The organism is Anaeromyxobacter sp. Red801 (genome assembly GCF_049201065.2).
Lineage (GTDB): Bacteria > Myxococcota > Myxococcia > Myxococcales > Anaeromyxobacteraceae > Anaeromyxobacter.
Map to the genome: position 1 here is coordinate 2,381,607 of NZ_CM181236.1, position 24,622 is coordinate 2,406,228.

Sequence of the window (24,622 nt, forward strand, 5' to 3'; positions counted from 1 at the left end):
GCGGCAGCGGGCGAGCAACCCGCGCGCCAGCGCTCCGATGCCGCTCGGGGCTAGTGCCCCCCGCCGAACTCCACCGGCTCGGGCGCCGGCGCCGGCCGGGGGCGCGGGCGGGGCGGAGCACCCGCCGGCGGCGCGGACGGGGCGCCGGCGGGGCTCGTGGAGGGCGCCGCGCCCGCGGGAGCCGGCGCGGACGGGGCCGGCGCGGGCGCCGCCGAGGGCCTGGGGGCGGCGGGCGCGGACGGCGCGGCCGCCGGCGCGGGCGCGGAGCCGGCCGGGCGCTGGGCAACGCCGTTCCGCGGCGCGGGCCCGCCGTTCCCAGCCGCGGGCGCCCCCTGCCCGCCCGCCGCGCCGGCCCGCCCGGGCGCAGGCAGCGGGAGGAAGCCGGACGGGGTGGCCGGCTCGGGCACGGCCGCGGCGGCGAGCTTCGCGCGGAGCGTGAGCGCGCCCTCGTGGCGTGGGTTCGCGGCGAGCAGGCCGTCGAGCGTGCCGATCGCCTCCTGGCGACGCCCGAGCGCGCCCTGCGTGCGCGCGAGCAGGAGCCGGGCCCGCAGGATCTCCGGGTTGCGCGCGAGCAGCGCCGAGAGCGCGGCCGCCGCCCGCTCCTGCGCGCCGCGATCGTGCGCCCTGGCGTCGAGCGCCGCCTCCGCCAGCGCGACCCAGGGATCGCCGGGGAGCCGCTTCCGCGCCTCGGCCGCGGCGCGCTCGAGCGCGGCGCGATCGCCGGACCAGGCCGCGAGCAGCGCCTGGGACCGGGCCACCTCCGCCGGCGCCGCGTGCGCGGCCTGCAGCCGCCCGAGCGTCTCCGCCGCCCCGGCGGCGAGCGTGCGCGCCCGCTCGGCCTGCGCGCGGGCGTCGGCGGCGAGGCCGTCCGCCTCGGCGCCGGCTGCCTGCTCGGCGGTCTCCCAGCCGGGCTGCTGCTCGGTCCGGAGGCGATCCCGCTCGGCGGCGCGGGCGGCCGCGCGCAGCTGCAGCGCGGAGGCGCCCTCGCCGAGCTCGGCGGCGCGCAGGATCTCCGCCGCGGCGAGGTCCGCCTCGGGCACGCGATCGCGCGGCGCGAGGCGCAGCGCCTCCTCGAAGCGGGCGCGCGCCTGGTCCAGGCTGGTGGCGTCGTCCAGCGCCATGAGCGCGAGCCCCTCGGCGCGGAGCCGGCCGGCCTCCGGCGCGTGGCGGCGCGACAGCAGCAGCCAGCCCGCCGCGACCACGACCGCCACGGCCGCGACGACCAGCGGGATGAGCCACTTGCGCCGGGCGCTCCACCGCAGCCGGGCCTCGAAGGTGCCGACGGTGTCCTTGCGCAGGACCGGCGCCCGCGTCACCGCCGCCTGCGTGGGCTGCGGCTTGTACACCGTGGGCCCGGACCGCACCGCGCGGGGGGGCTCGGGCGCGTACGCGCGGGGCGCGGCGCGCGGCGGCTCCGGCTCCGCCTCGGGCTCCGGCGCGGGCGGCGCCGGCGGCGGCGTCATGGCCGGCGGCTCGGGAGGCGGGGCGGGGCTGGCGGCCGGGCGGGCGGCCTCCGGTGGACGCGCGGTGAACACGTGCTGGCAGCGCGTGCACTGGACCGCGGAGCCCTCGGGCGCGAGCAGCGCCTCGTCGAGCTCGTAGAGCGTCGAGCAGCGTTCACATCGGATGAGCAAAACGTTCCTCCGCCCCCGGGTGGAGGAGCCTACCCCAGGGCCGGTCGGGTCGCTACGGCGCTGCCTCGATCCGGAGCGCGCCGCGCGCCTGCTCCAGGCGGCGGGGGCCGATACCGCGCACGCGGCGGAGGTCGTCCGCCGTGCGGAACGGCCCGTCCTGCTCCCGGCTGCGCACCACCGCCTCGGCGAGCCGCCGGGAGAGCCCGGGGACGTGGGCCAGCTCGCGCGCGCCGGCGGTGTTCGGGTCGATGGGTAGCCCCAGCACCAGGCGCTCGTCCGCCGCGAGCGGGCGGCGGTCCCCGGGGTCCGCGGCGCAGCCGAGCCAGTGGCGCGGCGGCACGCCGCGGCCGGCGGGCGCGCAGGCGGGCGGCGCGGGCGGGGACTCCACCTGGACGCGGAAGCGCGCGGGCAGCAGGACGGCGGCGAGCACCAGGGCGAGCGCGACGCGGCGTGGCATGCGGCCCGCCCGCTGCAACCGGGGAGCCGGCCGGGCCACGGGGCACACACCACGGCGGGTGCCCCGGCGGGAAGCGACGGCGGCCGCCGCGCGGACGGTGTAGGAAGGCGCCGCCGGTCCATCCCTGCACGGAGCGCCCATGGAAACCCTCCTCCTCGACGGCGAGACCCTCACGCTGGAGCAGGTCCGCGCGGTCGCGACCGGGGCCGCCCGCGCGGCGCTCGCCCCCGCGGCGCGCGAGCGCGTGCGGCGCTCCCGCGCGCTGGTGGACGCCCGGCTGGAGGACGGCGAGGCGCACTACGGGATCAACACCGGCTTCGGGACGCTCGCCGAGGTGCGCATCCCGCGGGCCGACCTCGAGCGGCTGCAGCGCAACCTGGTGCTCTCGCACGCGGCGGGCGTGGGCGCGCCGCTGCCGCTCGCGGAGGCGCGCGCGCTGGTGCTGCTGCGCGCCAACGTGCTCGCGAAGGGGGTCTCGGGCATCCGCGAGCGCACGCTGGACCTGCTGCTCGCCATGCTGGAGCGCGGCGTGGTGCCGGTGGTGCCGGAGCGCGGGTCGGTGGGCGCGTCGGGCGACCTCGCGCCGCTCGCGCACCTGGCGCTGGTGCTGATCGGCGACGGCGAGGCGTTCCTCGCGCCGCCGGGCGCGGCGGGCGCACCGGAGCGGCTCCCGGGGGGCGAGGCGCTGCGGCGCGCGGGGCTCGAGCCGGTGGTGCTGCAGCCGAAGGAGGGCCTCGCGCTGGTGAACGGGACGCAGGCCATGGCGGCGGTGGGCACGCTGGCGCTGCTCCGCGCCGAGCGGCTGGCGGCGCTCGCGGACCTGGCCGGCGCCATGACGCTGGAGGGGCTGCTCGGCTCGCACCGGCCGTTCGCGCCGGAGATCCAGGCGGCGCGCGGCCAGCCCGGCCAGATCGCCGCCGCCGCGCACCTGCGCGCGCTGCTGGCCGGCTCCGAGCTGAACGCGTCGCACCAGGGCCCCGGCTGCCACAAGGTGCAGGACCCCTACTCGCTCCGCTGCATGCCCCAGGTGCACGGCGCCGCGCGCGACGGCATCGGCTTCTGCCGGGGCGTGCTGGCGCGCGAGGTGAACGCCGCCACCGACAACCCGCTCGTCTTCCCGGACACCGGCGAGATCGTGTCCGGCGGCAACTTCCACGGGCAGCCGGTGGCGCTCGCGCTGGACGTGCTCGCGGTGGCCGCCTCGCACCTCGCCGCCATCTCGGAGCGGCGCGTGGAGCAGCTCGTGAACCCGTCGCTCTCCGGGCTGCCGCCGTTCCTGGCGCCGCAGCACGGGCTCAACTCCGGGTTCATGATCGCGCAGGTGACGAGCGCGGCCCTGGTCTCCGAGAACAAGGTGCTCTGCCACCCGGCCTCGGTGGACTCGATCCCGTCGTCCGCGGGCCGCGAGGACCACGTGTCGATGGGCATGACCGCCGCGCTGAAGGCGCGCCAGGTGGTGGAGAACGTCCGGACCTGCCTCGCCATCGAGCTGCTGGTCGCGGCGCAGGCGCTGGACCTCCGCGCCCCGCTCCGCCCCGCCCAGCGCGTGGCCGAGGCGCACGCCCGCCTGCGCGAGCGCGTCCCGCACCTGTCGGAGGACCGGGCGCTGCACCGCGACATCGAGGCGGTGTCGCGGCTGGTGGACGAGGGCGCGCTGGAGCTGTGAGCCTGGTCCCGGCCGCCGCCGCCCGGGCGGGCGGCGGCGCCGGCAGCCGCGCTACGCCACCGCCTGCGTGGGCGGGTTCAGGCAGAGCGCCCGGTTGAGCGCGATCACCGCCTGCTTGTAGTCCTTGCGGTCGATCACGAACTGCATGTTCGTCTGCCGCAGCGACTGCGAGAACGCGTTCACGTTGATGCCGTTCTCGGCGAGCGCCTGGGTGGCGCGGGCCAGCACGCCGGGGAAGGCGATGTTGCTCCCGATGACGCACACGATGGCGGACGGGACCACCGTCACCTTCTGGTACTGGTTCTCGAGCTCCTCCACGAAGGCCGAGGAGACCGACTTCTCCCAGACCACGTGCGTGATCGAGTTCGCGTTGGTGGCCTTCAGGATGTACGAGATCCCGTGGCGCTGGAAGATCTCCATCACCCCGAGGTCGAAGCCCACCGTCCCGACCATCGACGGATCGTGGATCTCCACCGCGCTCACCTTGGGTGACCCGGCGATCACCTCGATGCGCGCCTGGCTGCCCACGTAGTCCTTGGTGATGAGCGTGCCGGGGTGCTCCGGCTCGAACGTATTCTTCAGGCGGATGGCGATGCCGGCGAGCTCCATGGGCTTCGCGGCCTTCGGGTGGATCGCCTCCATCCCGACGTCGGCCAGCTGGTCGGCCACGTCGTAGTTGGTCATCCCGACCACCACCGTGTTCTGCGCCCCGACCAGCTCCGGGTCGGCCGAGGACAGGTGGTACTCCTTGTGGATGACCGCCTCGTCGGCCCGCAGCTCGACCGCGACCTTGCTGAAGGTGACCTCGGAGTACCCGCGGTCGAACTCCCGCATGATGCCCTCGACGCCCTTCGTGTACCCGGTGACCACCACCACCTGGCGGGTGACGTCCACGCCGGTGAAGCACTTGTGGATGCGCTCGTCGATGGTGAGCGGGTCGTCGTCGTCGAAGCCGGAGAGGTCCATCAGCGAGGCCTCGACGCCCTTCGCCCGGAGGATCTCCACGCTGTTGAACGCGCTGTGCGCCTCGCCCACCGCCGCGAGCATCTCGCGCGCCGCGAGCAGCACGCTGTCGCGGCGCACGTAGCCGCTCGCGAGCACGTGGCGCATCGAGTCGAGCAGCGCCCGCAGCTCCTTCATGCGCTTCTCGATGAACCCGTCGGCGCGGGCCAGATCGAGCCCGAGCGGCGCGAGGCCGGCGTTGATGGCCTTCAGCTTGCCGGTGAGCGCCTCGATGGCGCTGGTGAAGTCGCCGCCGTTCGCGAAGCGGGCGTACACGCCGGGCTCGCCGGTCTTCTTGTGCTCGAGGAGCTGGTTGGTGACGCCGGCGTAGGCGGAGACGACGTACACCCGGCCGTACACGCGGCTCGGGTCGCGCAGCATGATGTTGCGCAGCACCTCGTCGAAGCGGGACATCGAGGTGCCGCCGATCTTCTCGACGCTGATCATGCGAAGGGTTCCGGGGACTGGGTGGCGGTTCGGGGCTCGGGGCCTGGGATGGACGGACCGCGATGATACCCAAACGTGCGCCACATGCCACCCGCCCGGGCCGCGAACGGCGTGGCCGCCGAGCCGGACGGCGGCGGCGTCCCGGCCCGGAACGCGAGACGCCCGGACCCTCGCGCGTCGAGGATCCGGGCGCCGGGGCCCGCGGCCGGCCGGTGGCCGGCTAGGCGGCGAGCGCGGTGCGGCGGAGGTCGCCGCGCGCCGAGAACCGGAACGCGGTCACCGCGCCGACGCGGATCTCGTCGCCGTCCCGGAGGACGGCGGACCGGACGCGCACGCCGTTCACGAACGTGCCGTTCGTCGAGCCGAGGTCGGTGATCGTCCAGGCGCCGTCCTGCCGGCGGGCGATGCGCGCGTGCAGCCGCGACGCGCCGCGGTCGTCCACGGGCAGGTCGGCCTGGTCGGCGCGGCCGATGGTCAGGCCGTCGCTCAACCGCAGCACGCGCCCGAACGCGTCGAGGTGGCTCGCGAAGCTGCAGACGAGCGACGGCGCGGCGGCGGGTCCTGCCAGGTCGAAGGTGGCGAGCATGGGAGGCTCCTCGGTCACTCCGAGATGGACACGTCGGCCGCGTTCAGGAAGACCTGCACGGGCCGGAACGACCGCCCGTTCACCGAGCACGACGCGTGCGTGACGCCGTCGGCGCCCGCCGTGCAGCGGTCGGCGGCGAGGCCGGCCTGGACCATGGGCCCGCAGGAGCCCGGGATGCCGCGCTCGGCGGCGCAGCCGCGGGGCGTGGACACGCGAGGGTCGAGCGAGTCCGTCGAGAGCGCCACGTACACGCCGGAGCCGTCGAACATGTTGCCGAAGTACGTCGCCTCGCTGAACCGCCAGCCGGCGACCTCCTCGGCGGTGACGGGGATGGCCTCGCCGGACGGGCCGTAGCCGCGGACCGAGATCTGGACGTGCTTGCCGAACGCGTTGGTGTGCGCGGCGAAGCAGGCGCTCACGAGCTCCTGCTCGGCGGCGGGGATGGTGCCGCCCTTGGCCCACTGTGGCGCGAGGCCCAGGCCGCCGCGCCACGTGTAGGTCTCGCCCCCGCGGGCGTACGACAGCTCCTGGCCGGCCGGCAGCGCACACTGCGCGAGGTACTTCATCACCATCGACGAGTACCCGGCGTCGCGGTCGAACCAGGCGGCGAACGCAGGCTGCGCGAGGGCGCTGCCCGTCAGGCCGCTCGCGGCGAGCCCGGAGGTGCCGGCGCCGAACGCCAGGCCGTTGTTGAGGCGGGCGCCGTTCGTGAAGACGCCGTTCGTGAACACGCCGTTGGTGAAGACGCCGTTCCCCAGGATGCCATTGGTGAAGACGCCATTCGTGAACACGCCGTTCGTGAAGACCCCGTTCGTGAACACGCCGTTCGTAAAGACGCCGTTCTCCAGGATGCCGTTCGTGAAGACGCCGTTGGTGAACACGCCGTTGGTGAAGACCCCGTTCGTGAACACGCCGTTCGTGAAGACGCCGTTCGTGAAGACGCCGTTCGTGAAGACGCCGTTCGTGAAGACGCCGTTCTCCGCGAGGCCGTTCGTGAAGACCCCGTTGGTGAACACGCCGTTCGTGAAGACGCCGTTCTCCGCGAGGCCGTTGGTGAAGACCCCGTTCGTGAACACGCCGTTCGTGAACACGCCGTTCTCCGCGAGGCCGTTCGTGAAGACCCCGTTGGTGAACACGCCGTTCGTGAAGACGCCGTTCTCCGCGAGGCCGTTCGTGAAGACCCCGTTGGTGAACACGCCGTTCGTGAAGACGCCGTTCTCCGCAAGGCCGTTCGTGAAGACCCCGTTGGTGAACACGCCGTTCGTGAAGACGCCGTTCTCCGCGAGGCCGTTCGTGAAGACCCCGTTGGTGAACACGCCGTTCGTGAAGACGCCGTTCTCCACGAGACCGTTGGTGAAGACGCCGTTGCCCAGCAGGCCGTTCTCGAGGAGGCCGTTCTCGGCCGGTGCCGCGCGAACGGAGCTGGAGACGACGAGAAGCGCCGCAATCACGAACGAACGAGCCTGGTTGTGCATCGGTTTCCTCCCACCGTCGCCTGTGTGCGCATAGGGCCCCACCGCCACTCCCCGGCGCACACCTTTGGGCACGGCTCCGCACCACTTTTTGTCCCTTCAAACGGGTACGATATCCCGTGTTCATGTGACACTCGACAGGGGTAAGCTGTGGGTGAATGGGACAGATCGGCGTCCCTAAGGATCACACGGCTTTACTCCAAGCGGATATCGGGCAGCCGGCCACGGGTTTCTCGGGACCCACCCTTCGGCGCATCGTATGATGCGTTCCGTGAACACCCCCGGACACCGCCCGCCGGCACTTCCGCCGATCCCGGGGTTCGAGATCGAGGGTGTGATCGGACGGGGCGGGTTCGGCGAGATCCTGTCGGCGCGACGCACCCGCGACGGGACCGCCGCCGCCGTGAAGATCTCCCAGGGCTCCACGCCGCGCGCGCGCGACCAGCTCCTCCGCGAGGCCGCCGCGCTGCGCGAGATTGGCCCCGAGCTCGCGCCGGCGGTGCTCGCGAGCGGCATGCTCGAGGACGGCCGCGCCTGGGTCGCGCTCGAGCGGCTCACCGCGCCGTCCCTCGCCGACCGCGTCCGCGCGGTCGACGGGCCGCTCGATCTCGAGACCCTGCGCGACGCGGTGCTCGCGCTCGCGGACGCGCTCGCGGCCCTCCACGGCCGCGGCTGGCGCCACCTCGACCTCAAGCCGCGCCACGTGTTCGTGGAGCCCGGCGGCGCGCGGCTGGTGGACTTCGGGCTGGCGCACGGCCCGGAGCCGGTCGCGACGGAGGACGCGCCGGCGGGCGCTTCGGCCGGGACGGCGGCGTACATGGCCCCGGAGCAGGTCCGCGGCGACGCGGCGGACGCCCGCGCCGACGTCTACGCGGCGGGCGCGATCCTCTTCGAGCTCGTGACCGGGGCGCCGCCGTTCGAGGGCTCGCCGGGCGAGCAGCGGCAGGCGCACCTGGCGCGCCGGCCCGGGCGTCCGTCCGAGCACGCCGGCGTGCCGCCGGCGCTCGAGGAGGTCATCCTCCGTTGCCTGGCCAAGCTCCCGGAGGCGCGCTACGCCGACGGGAGCGCGCTGCGGGTCGCGCTCCGCGAGGCGTTCGCCGCGGTCGCCGAGCCCCGCGCCGCCGCCGACGCGCCGCGCGCGCCCGCCCTGCGCCCCCGGACCGTCGGCCTGCTGCGCGTCGCCTACGACACGGACGTGCTGCACCTGCAGCGCGCCGCGCAGTCGGTGGGCGGGCGCCTCGGCGCGCTCGGGACCCGCGCCGCCTCGGTCGTGTTCGAGCCGGGCGCGCGCGAGAACGCGGTCCGCCTGGCGCTCGACGGCGCCCACGCGCTCCTCCGCGACGCGATCGTCCGCCACGCGGTGGTGGACCTCGCCAGCGTCATGGTCCACGACGCCGCGGCCGGCTCGCGGTACCTGCTCGCGCCCGCCGACGCGGCGGAGGGCGCCCCGGCGGACGCCGAGGTCCTCCTCACCCCGCGCGCCGCCGCCGCCGTCCCGACCGTGCGCACCGTCCCGGCGCGAGGCGGCCTGCTGCGCGTCGTCGCGGGCGGCGAGTCCCAGGCGCCGCGGCCCCACCTGGTGGGGCGGGCGCCGGTGCTGGAGCACCTCGTCACCACGGCGAACGCCGCGCTCCTCCGCAACGCCCCGGCGATCGCCGCGGTCACCGGCGAGGGCGGCATCGGCAAGACGTCGGTCGGCGCGGAGCTGGCCGCGCGCCTGCGAGCCCTGCCCTGCGCGCCGGAGGTGCTCGAGATCCGCGCCCGCGACGGCATGGTCGGCCAGGACGACACGCTGCGCGCGCTGCTGGCCTGGGCGCTGGGGCTGCCGCCGAGGCCGCCGGCGCCCGCCGACCGCGGCCGCGCCCTGCTCGGCGCCCTGGTCCCGGACGCCGGGCGCGAGGCGTGGGCCCCGGTCGCGCTCGCGCTGGGCTGGGTCCGGTCGGACGAGCCGGCGCTCCGGCAGTGGCGCGCCGCGCCGGGCGCGCTCCGGACCGCCGCGATGCGCGCCACCGGCGAGGCGCTGCGCCGGCGCGCGCGGGCGCGCCCGCTCTGCGTCCTGCTCGACGACGCGCACTTCGCCGACACCGCCGCGCTGGACGCGCTCGAGTACGCGGCGCTCGCCGAGGCGGACGTCCCGCTGTTCGTGTGCGCGCTGGGCCGCCCCGCGCTGGCCACGGCGCGCCCCACCCTCGGCGATCGCGCCGCGCGCGCGATCCACCTCTCCCTCGGCCCCCTCGGCGCGGACGAGTCGGCGGAGCTGTGCCGGCGCCTCCTGCTCCCGGCGGAGAACGTGCCGGCGCGCGCCATCGCCCGGCTGATCGAGCGCGCGCGCGGCGTGCCGGTGCTGCTGGTCGAGCTGGTGCGCGGGCTCCGCGCGCAGGGCCTGGTGCGGCAGCAGGCGGCCGACGGCAACTGGTACGTCGCCACCGACGAGCTGGACCGCGTGCCGGATCTTCCGCTGGTGGACTGGCTGGCCCAGCAGGAGCTGGCGCTGCTCCCGGAGGCGCTGGGCGCGCACGCGCGCCTGGTGGCGCTGCTCGCCGACGAGGTCACGGGCGCGGAGGTCGCCGGGATCGTGGCGGAGCTCGATCGCGAGGGCGGCGGCCCGCTGGTGAGCCTGGATCCGGACGTCGCCACCCGGCGCCTGGTCGAGCTGCGGGTGCTCACCGAGCGGGCGGACCGCGTCGCGTTCCGGCACCCCATGCTCCGCGACGCGGTGGCGGCCTCTGCGTCGGACCCGGAGCGGCGCGCGGTCCACCGCGCCGCGTTCCGGTACTACCTGCTCGCGGCCGACATCCCGGAGGGCGAGCGGCTGCCCCGCCTCGCGGTGCACGCCGAGGCCTGCGGGCTGCGGCCGGAGGCGGCGTCGCTGTGGCTCCGGATCGCGGAGGCGCTGCGCGGGCGCCACGCGTACGTGGAGGCCGAGACCCACTACACCCGCGTGCTCACGCTCCTCGCCGAGGACGACGAGCGGGGCCGCTTCTCCGCGCTGCGGGGGCGCGGGCTGGTCCGGTACCGGCTCGGCCGGTACCGCGACGCCATCTCCGACCTGGGCGCCGCCTCGGCCGCCGCCCGCGCGCTCCGCGACCGCAGCGGCGAGATCGAGTGCCTGCTCGACGAGGCGACCGCGCTCGACTGGATGAACGACTACGGCGCGTCCTCGGAGCGGCTGCGGGCCGCCGAGGCGCTGGCCGGGACCAGCCCGAGCCCGCTGCTCGCCGCCCGGCTCATGGTGGCGCGCGGCCGGGCCATGCTGCGGGCGGGCCGCTGGCAGGAGGGCGCCGCGGCGGTGGAGGCGGCGGCGGTGCTGGCCGAGCCGCTCGGCGACGAGGGCTACGAGACGCTGGTCGTGGCGCTGGTGCTCGGGGGCGCCGCCCTCCCCGTCCTCGGGCGGATCGCCGACGCGGAGCGCGGGCTGGGGCGGGCCCTCGCGATCGCGAGCGCCCGCGGCGACGCGCTCCACCTCGCGTCCGCCCTCAACAACCGCCGCAGCGTCTGGATCGCGCGCGGCGAGCTCGGGCACGCGCTGGAGGACCAGGCCGCGTTCGTCCGGATGCCGCGATCTCGGGATGGTCGGGATCGAGTACATCGGCCAGTTCAACGCCGCCGAGCTCCACTACTGGTCCGGCGCTCCCGAGGCCGCCCTGCCGCACGTCCACCGCGCCGTCGAGATCGAGCGGCGGCACCTCGAGGTGGCGACCCGGCCGCTGGCGCGCCTGCTCATGGTGCGCCTGCACGCCTGGGTGGGCGACACCGACGCGGCCCGGAGCTGGCTCGAGGAGGTGCGCCAGGCCGAGCGCTCGCGGACGGCGGCCCGGCTCGCCCCGTCCGACGCCGTGCTCGAGGCGGCCGTCGAGCTGACGCTGGACCGGGCCGGGCCCGCCGAGTGGGACCGGCTCTGCGAGCGCTCCCGCGCGGAGTCGGTCGAGCAGGAGCCGATCGAGGTGCAGGAGCTGCGGGCGCTGGCGGCGCTCCGCGCCGGCCGGCACGACGAGGCGCGCAGGGCGATGCGCGAGGCGCTCGAGCTCGCGGCGCGGATCCCCAACGTGATGCAGCGGCGGCTCCGGCTGTCGCTGGCCCGCATCGAGGGCGAGCCGGGGACCTCGCCCGTCCCCCGCTGACGCGATCCCGCGACGGCGCGCCGGATCACCTGGGGCCGGCGGCGCTCATGAGCGCGGCGACCGTCAGCGCGACCACCGACTCGCCCACGATGGCACCGGCCGCGACCGGCTCCACGTACCGGCCCCGGCCCCGCCGCGCCGCCCACGCGCCGAGGAGCGCGCCCACCACCATCGCGCCGACGTAGTGCGCCGGGACCAGGAAGCCGAGCCCGACCACGCCGGGGCTCGGCAGCCTCCCCTGCGCCCGGCGACGCCCGGCGAGCTCGAGCAGCATGCCCAGGATCGCGCTCGCCCCGAGCAGCGCCAGCGCGCCGTGCGGCAGGTGTCCGCCCTCCCCGACCGCCTCCGCCAGCGCCTGCCACCGCAGGGCCGTGGGGGCCGGCAGCTCCGCGGACCCGAGCCCGTGCGCGCGCACGAACGCGGTGTAGAGCGGAACCGCCGCCACGGACCCGAGCACCACTCCCAGGATCTGGGCGCGGAGCTGGAGCGCCGGCGCGACCCGGAGGCGCGCGCCGGCCCGCAGCGACCACAGCGAGATGGTGGTCTGGCTCGCGATGGAGGCGGCGAGCGCGCCGGCCCCGGTCGCCCCCACCGCGCCCGCCCCGAGCGCGCCGGCGCTGCCCTGCAGCACCTGGCCGACGTCGCCGATGGGCGAGACGTCGGTCCGGCCGGCGACGCGGGCGCAGGCCACCGTGCCGATGACCGTGGGCAGCGCCACCAGCACGGCCGCGCCCAGGTCGAGCCCCAGCCCGGCGTGGGCCGCGCCGATCATCAGGATCACGGCGCCGGCGGTGAGCGCGACGGTGCCGGCCGAGCGCGACGCGCCGCGCGCGAGCGCCCCCACGTCCGCCATCCCGGCCGCGAACGCGCGCAGGTCGGCGACGAGCGAGACCACGGCGCCGCCGATCACCAGCCCGACGCCGGGCCAGAGCAGCCAGCTCGCGGCGGTCACGTAGGAGAGCTCCGGGAGGACGCCGGCCCGCAGCAGCGCGGGCGTGATCACGAACCAGGCGAGCGCCGAGCCCAGCGCCAGCGCGCTGGCGTTGGCCACCCCGACGAGCGCCCCCGCGCCGACCAGCATGGGGGAGAGCGCCATGCCCAGGCCGAGCGTGCCGAGCCGGCCGCCCGCCAGCAGCGTGGCGGGGATCCACCCCGGCCCGTCGCGGAGACCGGTGAACGCGGCCGAGAGTGCGGCGGCGAGGCCGAGCGGGCGCGCGCCGGTGCTCCCCGCGGTGCGCAGCACCTCGGCGGCGGCGATCCCGCTCGGGAACGGGAGGTTCTCGTCCTCGAGCAGGCGCCGGCGGAGCCCGTGCGCCAGCAGCACCCCCAGCGCCCCGGCGCCGATCCCGAACCCGATCACCGCCCACGCCGGCGCCGGCGCGCCCAGGAGGGCCAGGGCCGGGACCGCGCCGAGCAGGCCCGCCGCCGCCGGACCGGCCCCCGTGGCCGTGGCGATCGACTGGATGACCGTGACCTCCACCGGATCCACCCGGCGGCGGAGCGCCGGGTAGAGCGCGGCGGCGAGCACCGTCGCGGTGACGATCCCGATCTCCCAGAACCCCGTCCGGAGCCCCATGTAGACGTTGCCCGCCGCCAGGAGCAGGCCGAACACGGAGCCGGCCAGCACGGCGCGGGGAGTGAGGCTCACGCGCCCATGCTAAACCGGGGATCGAGGATGCCCGAAGAAAAGGCCACCCTTCCCCTCCCCGGCATCACGCCCCCGGTTGGAGGTCGCGCCCCGGCGCCGGAGACGCTCTCGACGGGCGCCTTCGCCGGGGACTGGCAGCTGGTCCGCTCGCTCGCGGCGGGCGGGCACGGGGTGGTCTACCTCGCGGCCCACCGCGCCACCGGGCGCCGCGCGGCGGTGAAGGTCCTGTCGCACGTCTACGCGGCGTCGCCGGAGATGGCGAGCCGGTTCGTGCGCGAGGCGCGCATCCTCTCCCGCCTCAGCCACCCGAACGTCGTCGAGATCCTGGAGCTGGGAGCGCTCGCCGACGGCCGGCCCTTCGTGGCCATGGAGCTGCTGGAGGGGCGGAGCCTCCTCGAGCTGGTGTTCGCGCGCGGGCGCCTGTCGCTGCCCGAGGCGGTCGAGCTGCTCGCGCCGGTGTGCGCCGCGCTCGACGCCGCGCACCAGGCGGGCGTGGTGCACCGCGACGTGAAGGCGTCGAACGTGTTCGTGGAGACCGGCGACCCGCCCCGCGTGAAGCTGCTCGACTTCGGCGTGGCCCACGCCGCCGGCCCGGACGACCCGAGCATCACCGTCACCGGCGAGCGGCTGGGCTCGGCGCACGCCATGGCGCCGGAGCTGATCCGCGGCGAGGCGGTGGACGCGCGCGCCGACGTCTACGCGCTGGGCGTCCTGCTCTACCAGCTCCTCACCGGCGAGCTGCCGTTCTGGTCGGAGGACCAGTTCGAGCTGGAGCGGCTCCACCTCAGCGCGCCGCCCCCGCGGCCCGGGCGGCTCGCGCCGGTGCCGACCGCGGTGGACGCGGTGGTGGAGCGCGCGCTGGCCAAGCGCCCCGACGAGCGCTTCGGCTCGGCGCCCGCGTTCCTGGAGGCGCTCCGGTCGGCGGCGGGCCTGGCCGGCCAGGCCGAGGAGCACGCGGCCCGCGCGGCCGTCCTGCACGTGTCGCTGGCGCCGGCGCGCGGGCTCGAGCCCGGCGACGTCCTGGCGCTGTTCGAGCTGGAGGACGCCGCCGCGGGCCGGCTGGCCGCGGCCGGGTGGGAGATCGACGTCCGCGCCAGCGGGACGCTGCTCGCCACGCGCGTCCTGCCGGCGGTGCCCGAGGCGGCGCGCGCGGCGCGCGCCGAGGCCGCCGAGCTCGGGGCCGGGCTGAGCGAGTCGCTGGCCCGCGCGGCGGGGGCGCGCTGCCGGGTCGAGGTGTGCCTGCACGCGGGCGAGATCCGGCTCGGCCCGGGCGAGCGGCGCGGGCGGCGCGGTGTACCGGATCGCGGAGTGGGTCCGGGACGCGCCCGGCGGCTTCGTCGCGACGGCGCAGGCGCTCGAGGGGCTCAGCGCCGGGCGCTGAGCGCGAGCCGCACCGCCCGGCGCAGCCCGGGGAAGCGCAGCTGCGCGGCCGCCTCCTCGCCGGTGACCCAGGCGTGCTCGGTGTGCTCGCCGGACAGGCGCGGCTCGAAGCCGTCCGGCACCCGGGCCGCGAACGCCACCTCCTCCACCACCACCAGCGCGCCCGGCCGGACGCGGTTGATGCTGGGGTCGAGGCCGAACGCGTGCCGGTAGCCGAGCGAGGCCACCGGCAGGTCGGCGCCGGTCTCCTCCCGCAGCTCCCGCCGCGCGGCCTGCTCCGGCGACTCGCCCGGCTCGATGCGCCCGGTCACCTGCTGCCAGAAGCCGCCGCGCTCGGCGCTGCGGCGGAGCAGGAGCACGCGCCCGTCCGCGCGCACCGGCACCACCGAGATGGTGCGCAGGTCGGGCCCGGCGTCGGTGCGGGCCAGCTCCAGCACGTCGGCGAGGTGCGCGGCCAGCCGGTTCTCGATCTCGGCCTGCTCCGGCGTGGCCCGGCTGCGCGACGCCAGCTCGGCCTCGAGGCTGGTCACGCCCAGGCGCGGGTCGGCGATGCCGCACGGGACGATCACCTGGAAGTGCGCGAGGTCGGTGCGGGCGTTGAACGCGAAGCCGTGCGAGGTGATCCAGCGCGACAGGTGCACGCCGATGGCGCCGATCTTCCGGCGCCCCACCCAGCAGCCGCGGTGCTCGGGGTGGCGGCCCGCCTCGACGCCGAAGTCGGCGCAGGTGCGGATCATCGCCTCCTCCAGCGCGCCCACGTACCGCCGCACGTCCCTGCGGCCGTTCAGGTCGAGCACCGGGTAGCCGACGATCTGGCCGGGGCCGTGGTAGGTGACGTCGCCGCCGCGGTCGGTCTCGTGGATCTCGAAGCCCTGCTTCTCGAGCCAGGCCGGCGCCGCGACGATGTGCTCGCGCCCGGCGCTCCGCCCGAGCGTCAGCACCGGCGGGTGCTCGAGCAGGAACAGGAAGTCGGTCCCGGCGGGCGTGCCGGCGCGGACGGCGTCGCCGGCGAGCCGCATGAGCGCGAGCCCGTCCTCGTACTCGACGCGGCCGAGGCGGTAGGTGCGCAGGACGCGCGGCATCGGTCCCCTCCCCGCCGGTCCCGCGCGCCGCCCGGGGGCGGCGCCGCGCGCCCGGCGGAGCGCGCGCGTCAGGCCCGGGCGCCCGCGGCGGCCTCGCCCTTCTTCGGGCGCTCCGGGCGGTTCAGCATGTGGATGGCCTCGCCGAGCGCGGCGCGGCAGGCCTCGTTGAAGGCCTCGGGCAGCGTCGGGTGGGCGTGGATGGTGAGCGCCACGTCCTCGAGGTACGCGCCCATCTCCAGCGCCAGCGCGGCCTCGGCGATGAGGTCGCCCGCCTCGGGCCCGCAGATGCTGGCGCCGAGCAGCAGCTTCGTCTTGCGATCGCCCACCACCTTCACGAAGCCCTCGGTGTGGTGGATGGCGATGGCGCGGCCCAGCGCGCCGAACGCGAACTTGCCGACGATGGGGTCGTAGCCCTGCTTGCGCGCCTCCTCCTCCGAGAGCCCCACCGCGGCGACCTCGGGGTCGGTGAAGATGGCGGTGGGCATCGCCACCCAGTCGCGCACGGTCTTGTGGCCGGCGATGACCTCGGCCGCGATCTCGCCCTCCTTCGACGCCTTGTGCGCGAGCAGCGGCGGGCCGGTCACGTCGCCGGCGGCGAAGATGGTGGGCACGCTGGTGCGGTACTGCTGATCGACCTCGATGAAGCCCTTCGGCCCGATCTTCACGCCCACCTGCTCCAGGCCGAAGCCGGCCGAGCTGGGCCTGAAGCCGACCGCGACGAGGATCTTGTCGCAGGCGAGCTCCTGCTCCTTGCCGTCGATCTCCACCTTGACGACGAGCTCCTTCCCGCGGCGCTCGTAGCCCTTGGCCTTCGCGTTCACGTGCACGGCCACGCCGCGCTGCCGGAGCCCCTTCTGCACCAGGCGCACCGCGTCCGGATCGACGCCGGTGAGCACCTGCGGCAGCGCCTCGAGGAACGTCACCTCCGCGCCGAGCTTCGCGTAGACGGTCCCGAGCTCCATGCCGATGATGCCGCCGCCGATGCAGACCAGGCGCTTCGGCACCTCGGGGAGATCCACCGCCTCCCGCGCGCTCCAGACGTCCTTCCCGTCGAACGCGAACCCGGGGATCTCGATGGGCCGCGCACCGGTGGCGACGAGGATCGCGCCGGCCTCGAGGCGGGTCTTCTGCCCGTCCTTGCCGGCCACCTCGACGGCCGTCGGCCCGACCACGGTCGCGGTCCCCCGCACCACCTCGACGCCGTTGCCCTTCTCGAGCAGCGCCACGCCGCCGGTGAGCTTCTTCACCACGCCGTCCTTGAACTCGCGCAGCTTCGGGACGTCCACGCGCGGCGGCTCGGCGATGATGCCGCGGTCGGCGGCGCCGCGCATCTCGTCCACCAGGTTGGCGGCCGCGATGAGCGCCTTCGACGGGATGCACCCCCAGTTCAGGCAGACCCCGCCCAGCGTGGCGTCCTTCTCGACGAGGGCGACCTTCTTGCCGAGCTGCGCGAGGCGGATGGCGGCCGGGTAGCCGCCGGTGCCGGCGCCGATCACGATGGCGTCGTAGGTCTGGGTGGGCATGGCGTTCCCTCGATGAAGGCGCTGGAAGATCGACGCGCGGGCATCCCCGCGCACGCGCGGACTTTAACGGCGGGATGAGGCCGGGTAAACGCAAAATGCCTTCCCGGACAGGGCACTGCGCCCGGCCGTCCGGGCAGCGGCCGCCCGGTGCGCGCGGCCGCGCGGCCCGGCCCGGCGGCGCGGTCCCGCCCTGCACCGCGTCAGCGGCTGCGCGGCTTGCGCCGGCGCTTCGCCTCCGCCTCGGAGAGCGTGCGCGGCGCGACCGGGGCCACGCCGCCGAGCGCGTGGACGACGGCCGCGGCCGCGGCGAGGCCGAACGCCCCGGTGACGAACATGGCGCTCCCGTAGCACTTCGGCTCGCGGCGCCGCTCGCCGGGCAGCCGCGGGCGCGTGCCGGGGATGCCGGCCTCGTCCCCGGGCAGCGCCAGCGTCGGCCGCGGCGCCTCCACCGACCAGACCGCGGTGACGCCGGTGGGCGCGGTGGCCGAGATCCCGAAGCGGCGGCGCAGGTACTTGCGCACGTCCTTGGCGAGCTGGTCGGTGTGCGTCTCGCAGAGGTCCGTGACCTGGATGGCGGTGGGGTCGAGCCGCCGCGCCGCGCCGAGCGAGGTGACGATGGGGATGCGGTGCTCCAGGCAGCGGGCGATGACGTGCAGCTTCGCCACCACGGTGTCCATCGCGTCCACCACGAAGGACGCGCCCTCCGGCACGAGCCGCGCCGCGCTGCCCTCGTCGTAGCGCTCCACCACCGCGTCCACCCGCGCCCCCGGGCCCACGCGGCGGAGCCGCTCCGCCAGCGCCTCGGCCTTGGGCTCGCCGAAGGCGCCGTCGAGCGCGTGGAGCTGGCGGTTCGCGTTCGTCTCCTCGATCCGCTCGCCGTCCACCAGCGTGAGCCGGCCGACCCCGGCGCGGCAGAGCGCCTCGGCGGCGACCGTCCCGACGCCGCCGATCCCCAGCACCACCACGTGCGCCCGCGCCAGCCGGTCCATGGCCTCGAGCCCGAGCAGCCGGGCGGTGCGATCGAGGCGGGGGGAGACGGGGCGGTCGCCGGCCATGCGGGCCCGGTGTAGCGCGGCCGCGGGCGGCGCTCAAGCCAGCCGGAACAGCGCTCGGGCGTTCGCGGTGGTGAGCGCGTCCGCCTCCTCCGCCCCGACGCCGAGCGCGCCCGCCAGCGCGGCGAGGATGCCGGGGAGGTAGGCGGGCTCGTTGCGGCCGCGGTGCGGGCGCGGGGTCTGGTCGGGCGCGTCGGTCTCGACGAGCAGTCGCTCCCGCGGCACCGCCCGCGCGGCGTCGAGCGGCTTGCGGGCGCGCTCGTACGTGAGCGGGCCGGCGAAGGAGAAGTGCAGGCCCGAGGGCAGGTAGGCGCGGACCTGGTCGGCGCTGCCGGAGAAGCTGTGCAGCACGCCGCCCGCCGGGAGCGGCGCCTCGGCGAGCAGCGCCAGGAGCGGCTCGTGCGCGCGCAGGCAGTGCAGGATCACCGGCAGCCGGAAGCGCCGCGCCAGCGCCAGGTGCTCGCGCAGCACCGCCACCTGGCGATCCATGGGGGCGCCCGCCTCGACGCTGGGCCCGTCCAGCCCGCACTCCCCCACCGCCACCGCGCCGCCGCGGGCGAGCGCGGCCTCGAGGTCGGCGAGCCGGCGGTCGTCGCCGCGCGCGTCGAGCTCGGGCAGGAGCTGCGGGTGGATGCCGAGCCCGTGGTGGACGCCCGGCGTCGCGGCGGACCACGCCGCGAGCGCCGCCCAGCCGTCCGGCCCCACCGCCGGCACGACCACGTCGGTGACCCCGGCGGCGCGCGCCCGGGCCAGCGCCTCGGCCCGGTCCGCGTCGAACGCGCGCCCGTCGAGGTGGCAGTGCGAGTCGATCACACCAGCTGCATGAACAGCAGGTTGGGATCCTCGAGGTACTTGATCACCTGGTAGGTGAACGCGGCCGCCTCGTGCCCGTCCACCACGCGGTGGTCGCTCGTCAGCGACACGTGCATCACGTCGCGCGCGACGATCTGCCCGTCGCGCACCACCGGCGTGGGCCGGATGCGGTGGATGCCCAGGATGCCGACCTCGGGGTGGTTGAGCACCGGGGTGGCGAACAGCCCGCCCAGCGCGCCCAGGCTGGTGATGGTGAACGTCGAGCTGCCCAGGTCCTCGGGCCGGATGCGGCCGGCCTTGGTGTCCTGGGAGAGCCGCTCGATCTCGCGGGCGAGGTCGAGGAGCGAGCGGCGGTCGGCGGCGCGGATCACCGGGACCACCAGGCCCGCGTCGGTGGCCGAGGCCACGCCGACGTCGTAGCGGTGCTTCACCACGATCTCGCCGCGCTCGTCGTCGAGCGACGCGTTCAGCTTCGGGAACTTGCGCAGCGCGGCCACCACCGCCTTCACCACGAAGGGCAGGAACGTGACCCTCACGCCCTCCTCCTTCGCGGCGGCGGCGATCCGGTCCTTCACCCGCACCAGCTCGGTGACGTCCGCCTGCTCCACGAACGTGAAGTGCGCGGCGGTCCGCTTCGAGCGCGCCATGTTCTCGGCGATCTTCCGCCGCATGCCGCGGAGCGGGATCCGCTCGTCCGCCTCGGCCGGCCCGGACGGCGCCGGCGCGGGGACCGGCGCGCGGGCCGTCGCGGGCGCGGGCGCCGCGGCCGGCACCTCGGTCTCGCCGCCGTGCCCGTTCACCTTGCCGCGCGCGCGCGACAGGTCGTCCTTGGTGACGCGGCCGCCGGGGCCGGTGCCCGGCACCGCGTTGACGTCGATCCCGAGCTCCCGCGCCATGGCGCGCACGGCGGGGGTGGCGAGCGCCTTCGCGCCGGCGGGCGCGGGCGCGGGGGCAGCGGCCGCCTCGGCCTGGGCGGGCCGGCCCACGGCGACGCTCGCCGCCGCGGCCGCCTGCGCCGTCGCCGCCGCGGTGGCGGCGCGGACCGGGGCCTCCGGCGCCGGGCGCGGCGGCGCGTCGTCGAGCTCGATCTCGACGAGCGGCGAGTGCACCTTGGCGACGTCGCCCACGTTCCAGAACAGCTTCACCACCTTGCCGCGCTTCGGCGACGGGATCACCACCGTCGCCTTGTCGGTCATCACCTCGACGAGCGGCTGGTCCTCGGTGATCGCGTCGCCGGGGGCGACGAACCACTGCTGGACCTCCGCCTCGACGACCCCCTCGCCGATGTCGGGGAGCTCGAGCTTGTAGGCCATGGACGACTCCCCCTCAGTAGGCGACCACCTCGCGGATGGCCTTCAGGATGCGCGGCGCGCGCGGCAGGTACTCGTTCTCGAGCGTGTACGGGAACGGCGTGTCGAAGCCGGTGACGCGCGCCACCGGCGCCTCCAGGTGCAGGAAGCAGCGCTCCTGCACGAGCGCGGCGATCTCCGCGCCGAACCCGCACGTGCGCGGCGCCTCGTGCACCACGATGGCGCGGCCGGTCTTCGACACCGAGGCCACGATGGTCTCGAGGTCGAGCGGCTGGAGCGAGCGCAGGTCGAGGACCTCGCAGTCGTAGCCCTCGGCCGCCGCCTCGCGCGCGGCCTGGTCCACCTCGTGCCACATCGAGCCCCAGGCCATCACCGTCACCTGGTTCCCGGCGCGCGTGATCTTCGCCTTGCCGAGCGGCTCGGCGTACTCGCCCTCGGGGACGTCGCCCTTGGCGGCGCGGTAGACGCGCTTCGGCTCGAAGAACAGCACCGGGTCCGGGTCGCGGATGGCGCTGATGAGGAGCCCCTTGGCGTCGTAGGGGTTGGACGGCACGACCACCTTCAGGCCGGCGGTGTGGATGAACATCGCCTCCGGCGACTGCGAGTGGTAGTGGCCGCCCTTGATGCCGCCGCCGTACGGCGTGCGGATGACCATGGGGCAGGCGTACTGGCCGCCGGAGCGGTAGCGGTACTTCGCCACCTCGTTCACGATCTGGTCGAACGCCGGGAAGATGAAGTCGGCGAACTGGATCTCCGGCACGGGCTTCAGGCCGTAGAGCGCCATGCCCACCGCGGTGCCGATGATGCCGCCCTCGGCGAGCGGGGTGTCGATGACGCGGTCGGCGCCGAACTCGTCGTAGAGCCCCTGCGTGGCGCGGAACACGCCGCCGAACTTGCCGACGTCCTCGCCCAGCACCACCACGTCCGGATCCTTGCGCATCTCGATCCGGAGCGCGTCGTTGACCGCCTGGATGATGTTCATGGTGGGCATGCGGCCCCCTGTATCACGCGTCGGAGTGGCGCGGGTTCGCCGCGCGCGGGTCCGCGGCCACCGCCGCCTCGATCTCGGCGAGCTGCTCGCGCTGCTGCCAGAGCGGCTCCTCGTACACGTCGGCGAAGAGCGTCTCGATGGGCGGCTTGGCCGGGAACGCCTCGGCCTCCTTCAGCGCCACCTGGATCTGCTCGCGCACCTCGTCGCGGAGCGCGGCGTCCTGCGCCTCGTCGAGCGCGCCGCGCCGCGAGAGGTAGCGGCGCATGCGCAGGATCGGGTCCTTGCGCTTCCAGGGCTCGACCAGCTCGGCCGGCCGGTACGCGCGCGGGTCGTCGGAGGTGGAGTGCCCCTCGATGCGGTAGGTCACGCACTCGAGCAGCGTCGGGCCCTCGCCGGCGGCGGCGCGCGCCCGCGCCCGGCGGGTGGCCGCGTACACCGCGAGCAGGTCGTTCCCGTCCACGCGCTCGCCGCGCATGCCGTAGGCGATGGCCTTCTGCGCGATGGTCTCGGAGGCGGTCTGCCGCTCGCGCGGCACGCTGATGGCCCAGCCGTTGTTGCGGCACACGAACACCACCGGGATCTTCCGCACCGCCGCGAAGTTCAGGCCGGTGTGGAAGTCGTGCGCGCTGGTGGCGCCCTCGCCGAAGTAGGTGATGGCGACCATCTCCTCGCCCTTCAGCTTCGCCGCCCAGGCGCCGCCCATGGCCTGCGAGACCTGGGTGGCGATGGGCGAGCTGATCGAGGTGAAGCGGCCCGGCCGCCACGCCTCGTGGCAGGGCATCTGCCGGCCCTTCATGGCGTCGCCGCCGTTGCCGAACAGGTCGCAGACGAAGGTGACGAGCGGCATGCCGCGCAGCAGCGCGGCCCCGTGCTCGCGGTAGCACGGGAAGATCCAGTCGCGCTCGTCCATGGCCGCCGCCGTGCCGAGCACCGTGGCCTCCTCGCCGATCGACCCGATGTAGAAGCCGATCCGCCCCTGGCGCTGCAGCGTGATCATCCGCTCGTCGAGCGCCCGGTTCAGCACCATCCACCGGTACAGCCGCAGCGCCTCGGCGTCCGGCAGGACCACCTCGTCCGGATCGGCGGAGCCGTCCTCGCGGATGACCGTGTGGAGCGGGAACTCCTTCAGGAACCGGCCGGGCTCGTAGTCCCGTGCCTCGCGCGGGTGATGCCTCGTCGGCGGACCCACCACGTGCTCTCGGCGCATGCTCGCTCCTGTTGTCAGCGGGGCTTCGTCCTCGACTCGATCTCGCCGCGCAGGAACAGCTCCGCGGCGCGGTACGACGACCGGACCAGCGGGCCGCTCGCCACGTACCGGAACCCGAGGGCGAGCCCCTGGTCCCGGTACGCCGCGAAGCGCTCGGGCGACACGTACTCCACCACCGGAAGGTGCCAGGCGCTCGGGCGCAGGTACTGGCCGAGCGTGAGGATCTCCACGCCGTTCGCGCGGAGGTCCCGCATCGCCTCGACCACCTCGGCCTCCTGCTCGCCCAGGCCGACCATGATCGACGACTTCGTGACCACCTGCGGGAACTCGCGCTTCATCTGCGCGAGCACGCCGAGCGTCTGGTCGTAGGTGGCCTTCGCGTCGCGGACCGCCGGCGTGAGCCGGCGCACGGTCTCGAGGTTGTTCGCGAAGACGTCCGGGGCGGCGCGGCCGACGGTGCGCACCGCCGCGGGGTCGCCGCGGAAGTCCGGCGTGAGCACCTCGACGAGCAGCCCGGGGATCTCCTTCAGCCGCCGGATCGCGTCGGCGAAGTGCGCGGCGCCGCCGTCGGGCAGGTCGTCGCGGTCCACGCTGGTCACGACGATGTAGTCGAGCCCCAGCTCGGCGATGGCCTCGGCCAGGTGGCGCGGCTCGTCGGGATCGAGCGCCGGCGGGTGGGCGGCCGTCTTCACGTTGCAGAAGCGGCAGCCGCGGGTGCACACGTCGCCCATCAGCATGACGGTCGCGGTGCCGCCGCCCCAGCACTCGGCCACGTTCGGGCAGTGCGCCTCGGCGCAGACGGTGTGGAGCTGGAGCCCCTTCAGCGTCTCGCGGACCTTCTGGTACCGCTCGCCCCCCGGCACGTTCACCCGGAGCCAGCTCGGCTTCTTGGCGCCCATCGGGATGCCGTGCTCGCGCATCGCGGTCGCGATGTCGCGCCGCGAGGTGGGCGCCTCGGTGCCGAGGACCGGCAGGCTGCTGCGGGGTACGCTCATTGCGCCGCCGATGTAGCGATGGGTTCGAGCCGGGTCAAGACGCGCCGCTCCTTTGCCCGCCCGCCCCCAGCTACCCTACACATTGGGGAGCGTACCTGCATGCTATACTCCGCGCGCTTCTCCCCTCTTGGGTTCGCCCAGTCCGCCCCGGTTCCGAATGACGGAGATCGCCCCCGAAGCCACCCGGATCCTGATCGTCGACGATGACGCCGCGGTCCGGGACGTCATCACCGTGCTCCTCCGCGAGGAAGGATACGTCTGCACCACGGTGGCGAGCGCCGAGGCGGCGCTGGACGAGGCCCGCAAGACCGACTACCCGCTCGTCATCAGCGACGTGCGCATGCCGGCGCGCGACGGCTTCTGGCTCCTCGAGCAGATGCGCGAGGCCTCGCCCGACACGGCGGTCATCATGCTGACCGCGTACGGCGACACCGAGGCGGCGGTCGAGTGCCTGCGCAACGGCGCGGCCGACTACCTGCTGAAGCCGCCCAAGGTCACCGAGCTCATCCGCGCCATCGAGCGGGCGCTCGGCCGCCGGCGCCTGGAGCTGGCGCGCGGGCGCTACCGCCGCAGCCTCGAGAACCGGGTCAAGGAGAAGACCGCCGAGCTCTCCCGCACCCTGCACGACCTCGAGAGCACCTACTCGCAGACGCTGTGGACGCTGGTAGCCGCGCTCGACGCGCGCGAGCACGAGACCAGCGACCACTCGCAGCGGGTGGTGCGCTACACGCTCGCCATCGCCCGCCGCGTCGGGCTCCCCGAGGCCGCGCTCCCGGACGTCGGCCGCGGCGCGCTGCTGCACGACATCGGCAAGATCGGCGTGCCCGACGCGATCCTGCTGAAGCCGGGGAAGCTGACGCCGGAGGAGTGGACCGAGATGCGGAAGCACCCGCAGATCGGCTTCAACATCCTGAAGAGCGTCGACTTCCTCCAGGTGCCCGCCGAGATGGTGCTCTGCCACCAGGAGCGCTTCGACGGCGGCGGCTACCCGCGCGGCCTGTCCGGCGAGGCCATCCCGCTCTCGGCCCGCATCTTCGCCATCGCCGACTGCTTCGACGCGATGACGAGCGACCGGCCCTACCGCAAGCGCACCTCCACCGAGAACGCGCGCAAGGAGATCCTGCGCTGCGCCGGGACGCAGTTCGACCCGCGGGCCGCCGACGCGTTCCTGTCGCTGAGCGAGGACGAGCTGCTGGAGCTGTCGCGGCCGTCGGACGAGCGGCCCATCTGATCCCG

16 protein-coding genes and 2 pseudogenes are annotated in these 24,622 nt (G+C 75.7%); 4 read left to right on the forward strand and 14 right to left on the reverse strand.

Annotated elements, in window-relative coordinates; genetic code table 11:
- Window positions 1–50: 50 nt before the first annotated feature.
- Window positions 51–1,634 (reverse strand): zinc-ribbon domain-containing protein, encoded by a 1,584-nt coding sequence (locus ACOQFB_RS10985; RefSeq protein ID WP_421610276.1) that lies wholly within the window; start codon window positions 1,632–1,634, stop codon window positions 51–53.
- 52 nt (window positions 1,635–1,686) lie between these two features.
- Window positions 1,687–2,091 (reverse strand): helix-hairpin-helix domain-containing protein, encoded by a 405-nt coding sequence (locus ACOQFB_RS10990; protein WP_059439358.1) that lies wholly within the window; start codon window positions 2,089–2,091, stop codon window positions 1,687–1,689.
- A gap of 139 nt (window positions 2,092–2,230) precedes the next feature.
- Between ACOQFB_RS10990 and hutH the strand changes: the two genes are divergently transcribed.
- Window positions 2,231–3,757, forward strand: coding sequence for a histidine ammonia-lyase (gene hutH, locus ACOQFB_RS10995; protein WP_059439357.1), 1,527 nt, complete (start codon window positions 2,231–2,233; stop codon window positions 3,755–3,757).
- A gap of 51 nt (window positions 3,758–3,808) precedes the next feature.
- Here hutH and ACOQFB_RS11000 read toward each other — a convergent pair whose 3' ends face one another.
- From ACOQFB_RS11000 to ACOQFB_RS11010, 3 genes are all read right to left on the reverse strand, one after another.
- Window positions 3,809–5,206 carry an aspartate kinase gene (locus ACOQFB_RS11000; RefSeq protein ID WP_059439356.1) on the reverse strand — a complete coding sequence of 466 codons (1,398 nt, stop codon included), beginning with the start codon at window positions 5,204–5,206 and terminating at the stop codon, window positions 3,809–3,811.
- 220 nt (window positions 5,207–5,426) lie between these two features.
- On the reverse strand, window positions 5,427–5,792 hold the full coding sequence (locus ACOQFB_RS11005) for an FHA domain-containing protein (protein ID WP_059439355.1): 366 nt from the start codon (window positions 5,790–5,792) through the stop codon (window positions 5,427–5,429).
- A 14-nt stretch (window positions 5,793–5,806) separates the two neighbouring features.
- On the reverse strand, window positions 5,807–7,243 hold the full coding sequence (locus ACOQFB_RS11010) for a hypothetical protein (protein ID WP_494492567.1): 1,437 nt from the start codon (window positions 7,241–7,243) through the stop codon (window positions 5,807–5,809).
- Between the two features lie 283 nt (window positions 7,244–7,526).
- Between ACOQFB_RS11010 and ACOQFB_RS11015 the strand changes: the two are divergent.
- Window positions 7,527–9,323: pseudogene (locus ACOQFB_RS11015) on the forward strand (serine/threonine-protein kinase); the annotation flags it as partial.
- A 2,087-nt stretch (window positions 9,324–11,410) separates the two neighbouring features.
- Here the strand turns inward: ACOQFB_RS11015 and ACOQFB_RS11020 are convergent.
- Complete coding sequence (locus tag ACOQFB_RS11020) at window positions 11,411–13,033, reverse strand: OPT/YSL family transporter (RefSeq protein WP_059438813.1); 1,623 nt, start codon at window positions 13,031–13,033, stop codon at window positions 11,411–11,413.
- Between the two features lie 27 nt (window positions 13,034–13,060).
- Here ACOQFB_RS11020 and ACOQFB_RS11025 point away from each other — a divergent pair.
- A pseudogene (locus tag ACOQFB_RS11025) lies at window positions 13,061–13,861 on the forward strand (serine/threonine-protein kinase); the annotation flags it as partial.
- Window positions 13,862–14,397: 536 nt separating this feature from the next.
- Here the strand turns inward: ACOQFB_RS11025 and lipB are convergent.
- The 8 genes from lipB to lipA all read right to left on the reverse strand — a co-directional run bounded on the left by lipB (window position 14,398) and on the right by lipA (window position 23,386).
- Window positions 14,398–15,495 carry a lipoyl(octanoyl) transferase LipB gene (gene lipB / locus ACOQFB_RS11030; RefSeq protein ID WP_421610279.1) on the reverse strand — a complete coding sequence of 366 codons (1,098 nt, stop codon included), beginning with the start codon at window positions 15,493–15,495 and terminating at the stop codon, window positions 14,398–14,400.
- A gap of 68 nt (window positions 15,496–15,563) precedes the next feature.
- The gene (gene lpdA, locus ACOQFB_RS11035) at window positions 15,564–17,018 is read right to left on the reverse strand and encodes a dihydrolipoyl dehydrogenase (protein WP_421610280.1); all 1,455 of its coding nucleotides are present in this window, start codon (window positions 17,016–17,018) and stop codon (window positions 15,564–15,566) included.
- A 200-nt stretch (window positions 17,019–17,218) separates the two neighbouring features.
- The gene (locus ACOQFB_RS11040; RefSeq protein WP_059438817.1) at window positions 17,219–18,073 is read right to left on the reverse strand and encodes a tRNA threonylcarbamoyladenosine dehydratase; all 855 of its coding nucleotides are present in this window, start codon (window positions 18,071–18,073) and stop codon (window positions 17,219–17,221) included.
- A 33-nt stretch (window positions 18,074–18,106) separates the two neighbouring features.
- The gene (locus ACOQFB_RS11045; RefSeq protein ID WP_421610281.1) at window positions 18,107–18,883 is read right to left on the reverse strand and encodes a TatD family hydrolase; all 777 of its coding nucleotides are present in this window, start codon (window positions 18,881–18,883) and stop codon (window positions 18,107–18,109) included.
- Window positions 18,880–20,196: a dihydrolipoamide acetyltransferase family protein gene (locus ACOQFB_RS11050; protein WP_421610282.1), complete on the reverse strand. Its 1,317-nt coding sequence runs from the start codon at window positions 20,194–20,196 to the stop codon at window positions 18,880–18,882. The genes ACOQFB_RS11045 and ACOQFB_RS11050 overlap by 4 nt, the downstream gene beginning before the upstream one ends.
- Window positions 20,197–20,209: 13 nt before the next feature.
- The gene (locus ACOQFB_RS11055; RefSeq protein WP_059437150.1) at window positions 20,210–21,184 is read right to left on the reverse strand and encodes an alpha-ketoacid dehydrogenase subunit beta; all 975 of its coding nucleotides are present in this window, start codon (window positions 21,182–21,184) and stop codon (window positions 20,210–20,212) included.
- 13 nt (window positions 21,185–21,197) lie between these two features.
- Complete coding sequence (locus tag ACOQFB_RS11060) at window positions 21,198–22,391, reverse strand: thiamine pyrophosphate-dependent dehydrogenase E1 component subunit alpha (RefSeq protein WP_421610283.1); 1,194 nt, start codon at window positions 22,389–22,391, stop codon at window positions 21,198–21,200.
- Window positions 22,392–22,405: 14 nt separating this feature from the next.
- A complete protein-coding gene (gene lipA, locus ACOQFB_RS11065) occupies window positions 22,406–23,386 on the reverse strand; it encodes a lipoyl synthase (protein ID WP_059437152.1) in 981 nt (326 codons plus the stop codon).
- Between the two features lie 157 nt (window positions 23,387–23,543).
- On the opposite strand from lipA, the gene ACOQFB_RS11070 reads away from it, so the two are divergent.
- A complete protein-coding gene (locus ACOQFB_RS11070; RefSeq protein WP_059437153.1) occupies window positions 23,544–24,617 on the forward strand; it encodes an HD domain-containing phosphohydrolase in 1,074 nt (357 codons plus the stop codon).
- Window positions 24,618–24,622: the final 5 nt, after the last annotated feature.

Excerpts from the sequence above, each read along its gene's own strand:
- ACOQFB_RS10990 (WP_059439358.1), bottom strand. The coding sequence starts at position 2,091 with ATGCCACGCCGCGTCGCGCTCGCCCTGGTGCTCGCCGCCGTCCTGCTG.
- hutH (WP_059439357.1), top strand. The coding sequence starts at position 2,231 with ATGGAAACCCTCCTCCTCGACGGCGAGACCCTCACGCTGGAGCAGGTC.
- ACOQFB_RS11000 (WP_059439356.1), bottom strand. The coding sequence starts at position 5,206 with ATGATCAGCGTCGAGAAGATCGGCGGCACCTCGATGTCCCGCTTCGAC.
- ACOQFB_RS11005 (WP_059439355.1), bottom strand. The coding sequence starts at position 5,792 with ATGCTCGCCACCTTCGACCTGGCAGGACCCGCCGCCGCGCCGTCGCTC.
- lipB (WP_421610279.1), bottom strand. The coding sequence starts at position 15,495 with ATGCCGCGCGTCCTGCGCACCTACCGCCTCGGCCGCGTCGAGTACGAG.
- lpdA (WP_421610280.1), bottom strand. The coding sequence starts at position 17,018 with ATGCCCACCCAGACCTACGACGCCATCGTGATCGGCGCCGGCACCGGC.
- ACOQFB_RS11040 (WP_059438817.1), bottom strand. The coding sequence starts at position 18,073 with ATGGCCGGCGACCGCCCCGTCTCCCCCCGCCTCGATCGCACCGCCCGG.
- ACOQFB_RS11050 (WP_421610282.1), bottom strand. The coding sequence starts at position 20,196 with ATGGCCTACAAGCTCGAGCTCCCCGACATCGGCGAGGGGGTCGTCGAG.
- ACOQFB_RS11055 (WP_059437150.1), bottom strand. The coding sequence starts at position 21,184 with ATGCCCACCATGAACATCATCCAGGCGGTCAACGACGCGCTCCGGATC.
- ACOQFB_RS11060 (WP_421610283.1), bottom strand. The coding sequence starts at position 22,391 with ATGCGCCGAGAGCACGTGGTGGGTCCGCCGACGAGGCATCACCCGCGC.
- lipA (WP_059437152.1), bottom strand. The coding sequence starts at position 23,386 with ATGAGCGTACCCCGCAGCAGCCTGCCGGTCCTCGGCACCGAGGCGCCC.
- ACOQFB_RS11070 (WP_059437153.1), top strand. The coding sequence starts at position 23,544 with ATGACGGAGATCGCCCCCGAAGCCACCCGGATCCTGATCGTCGACGAT.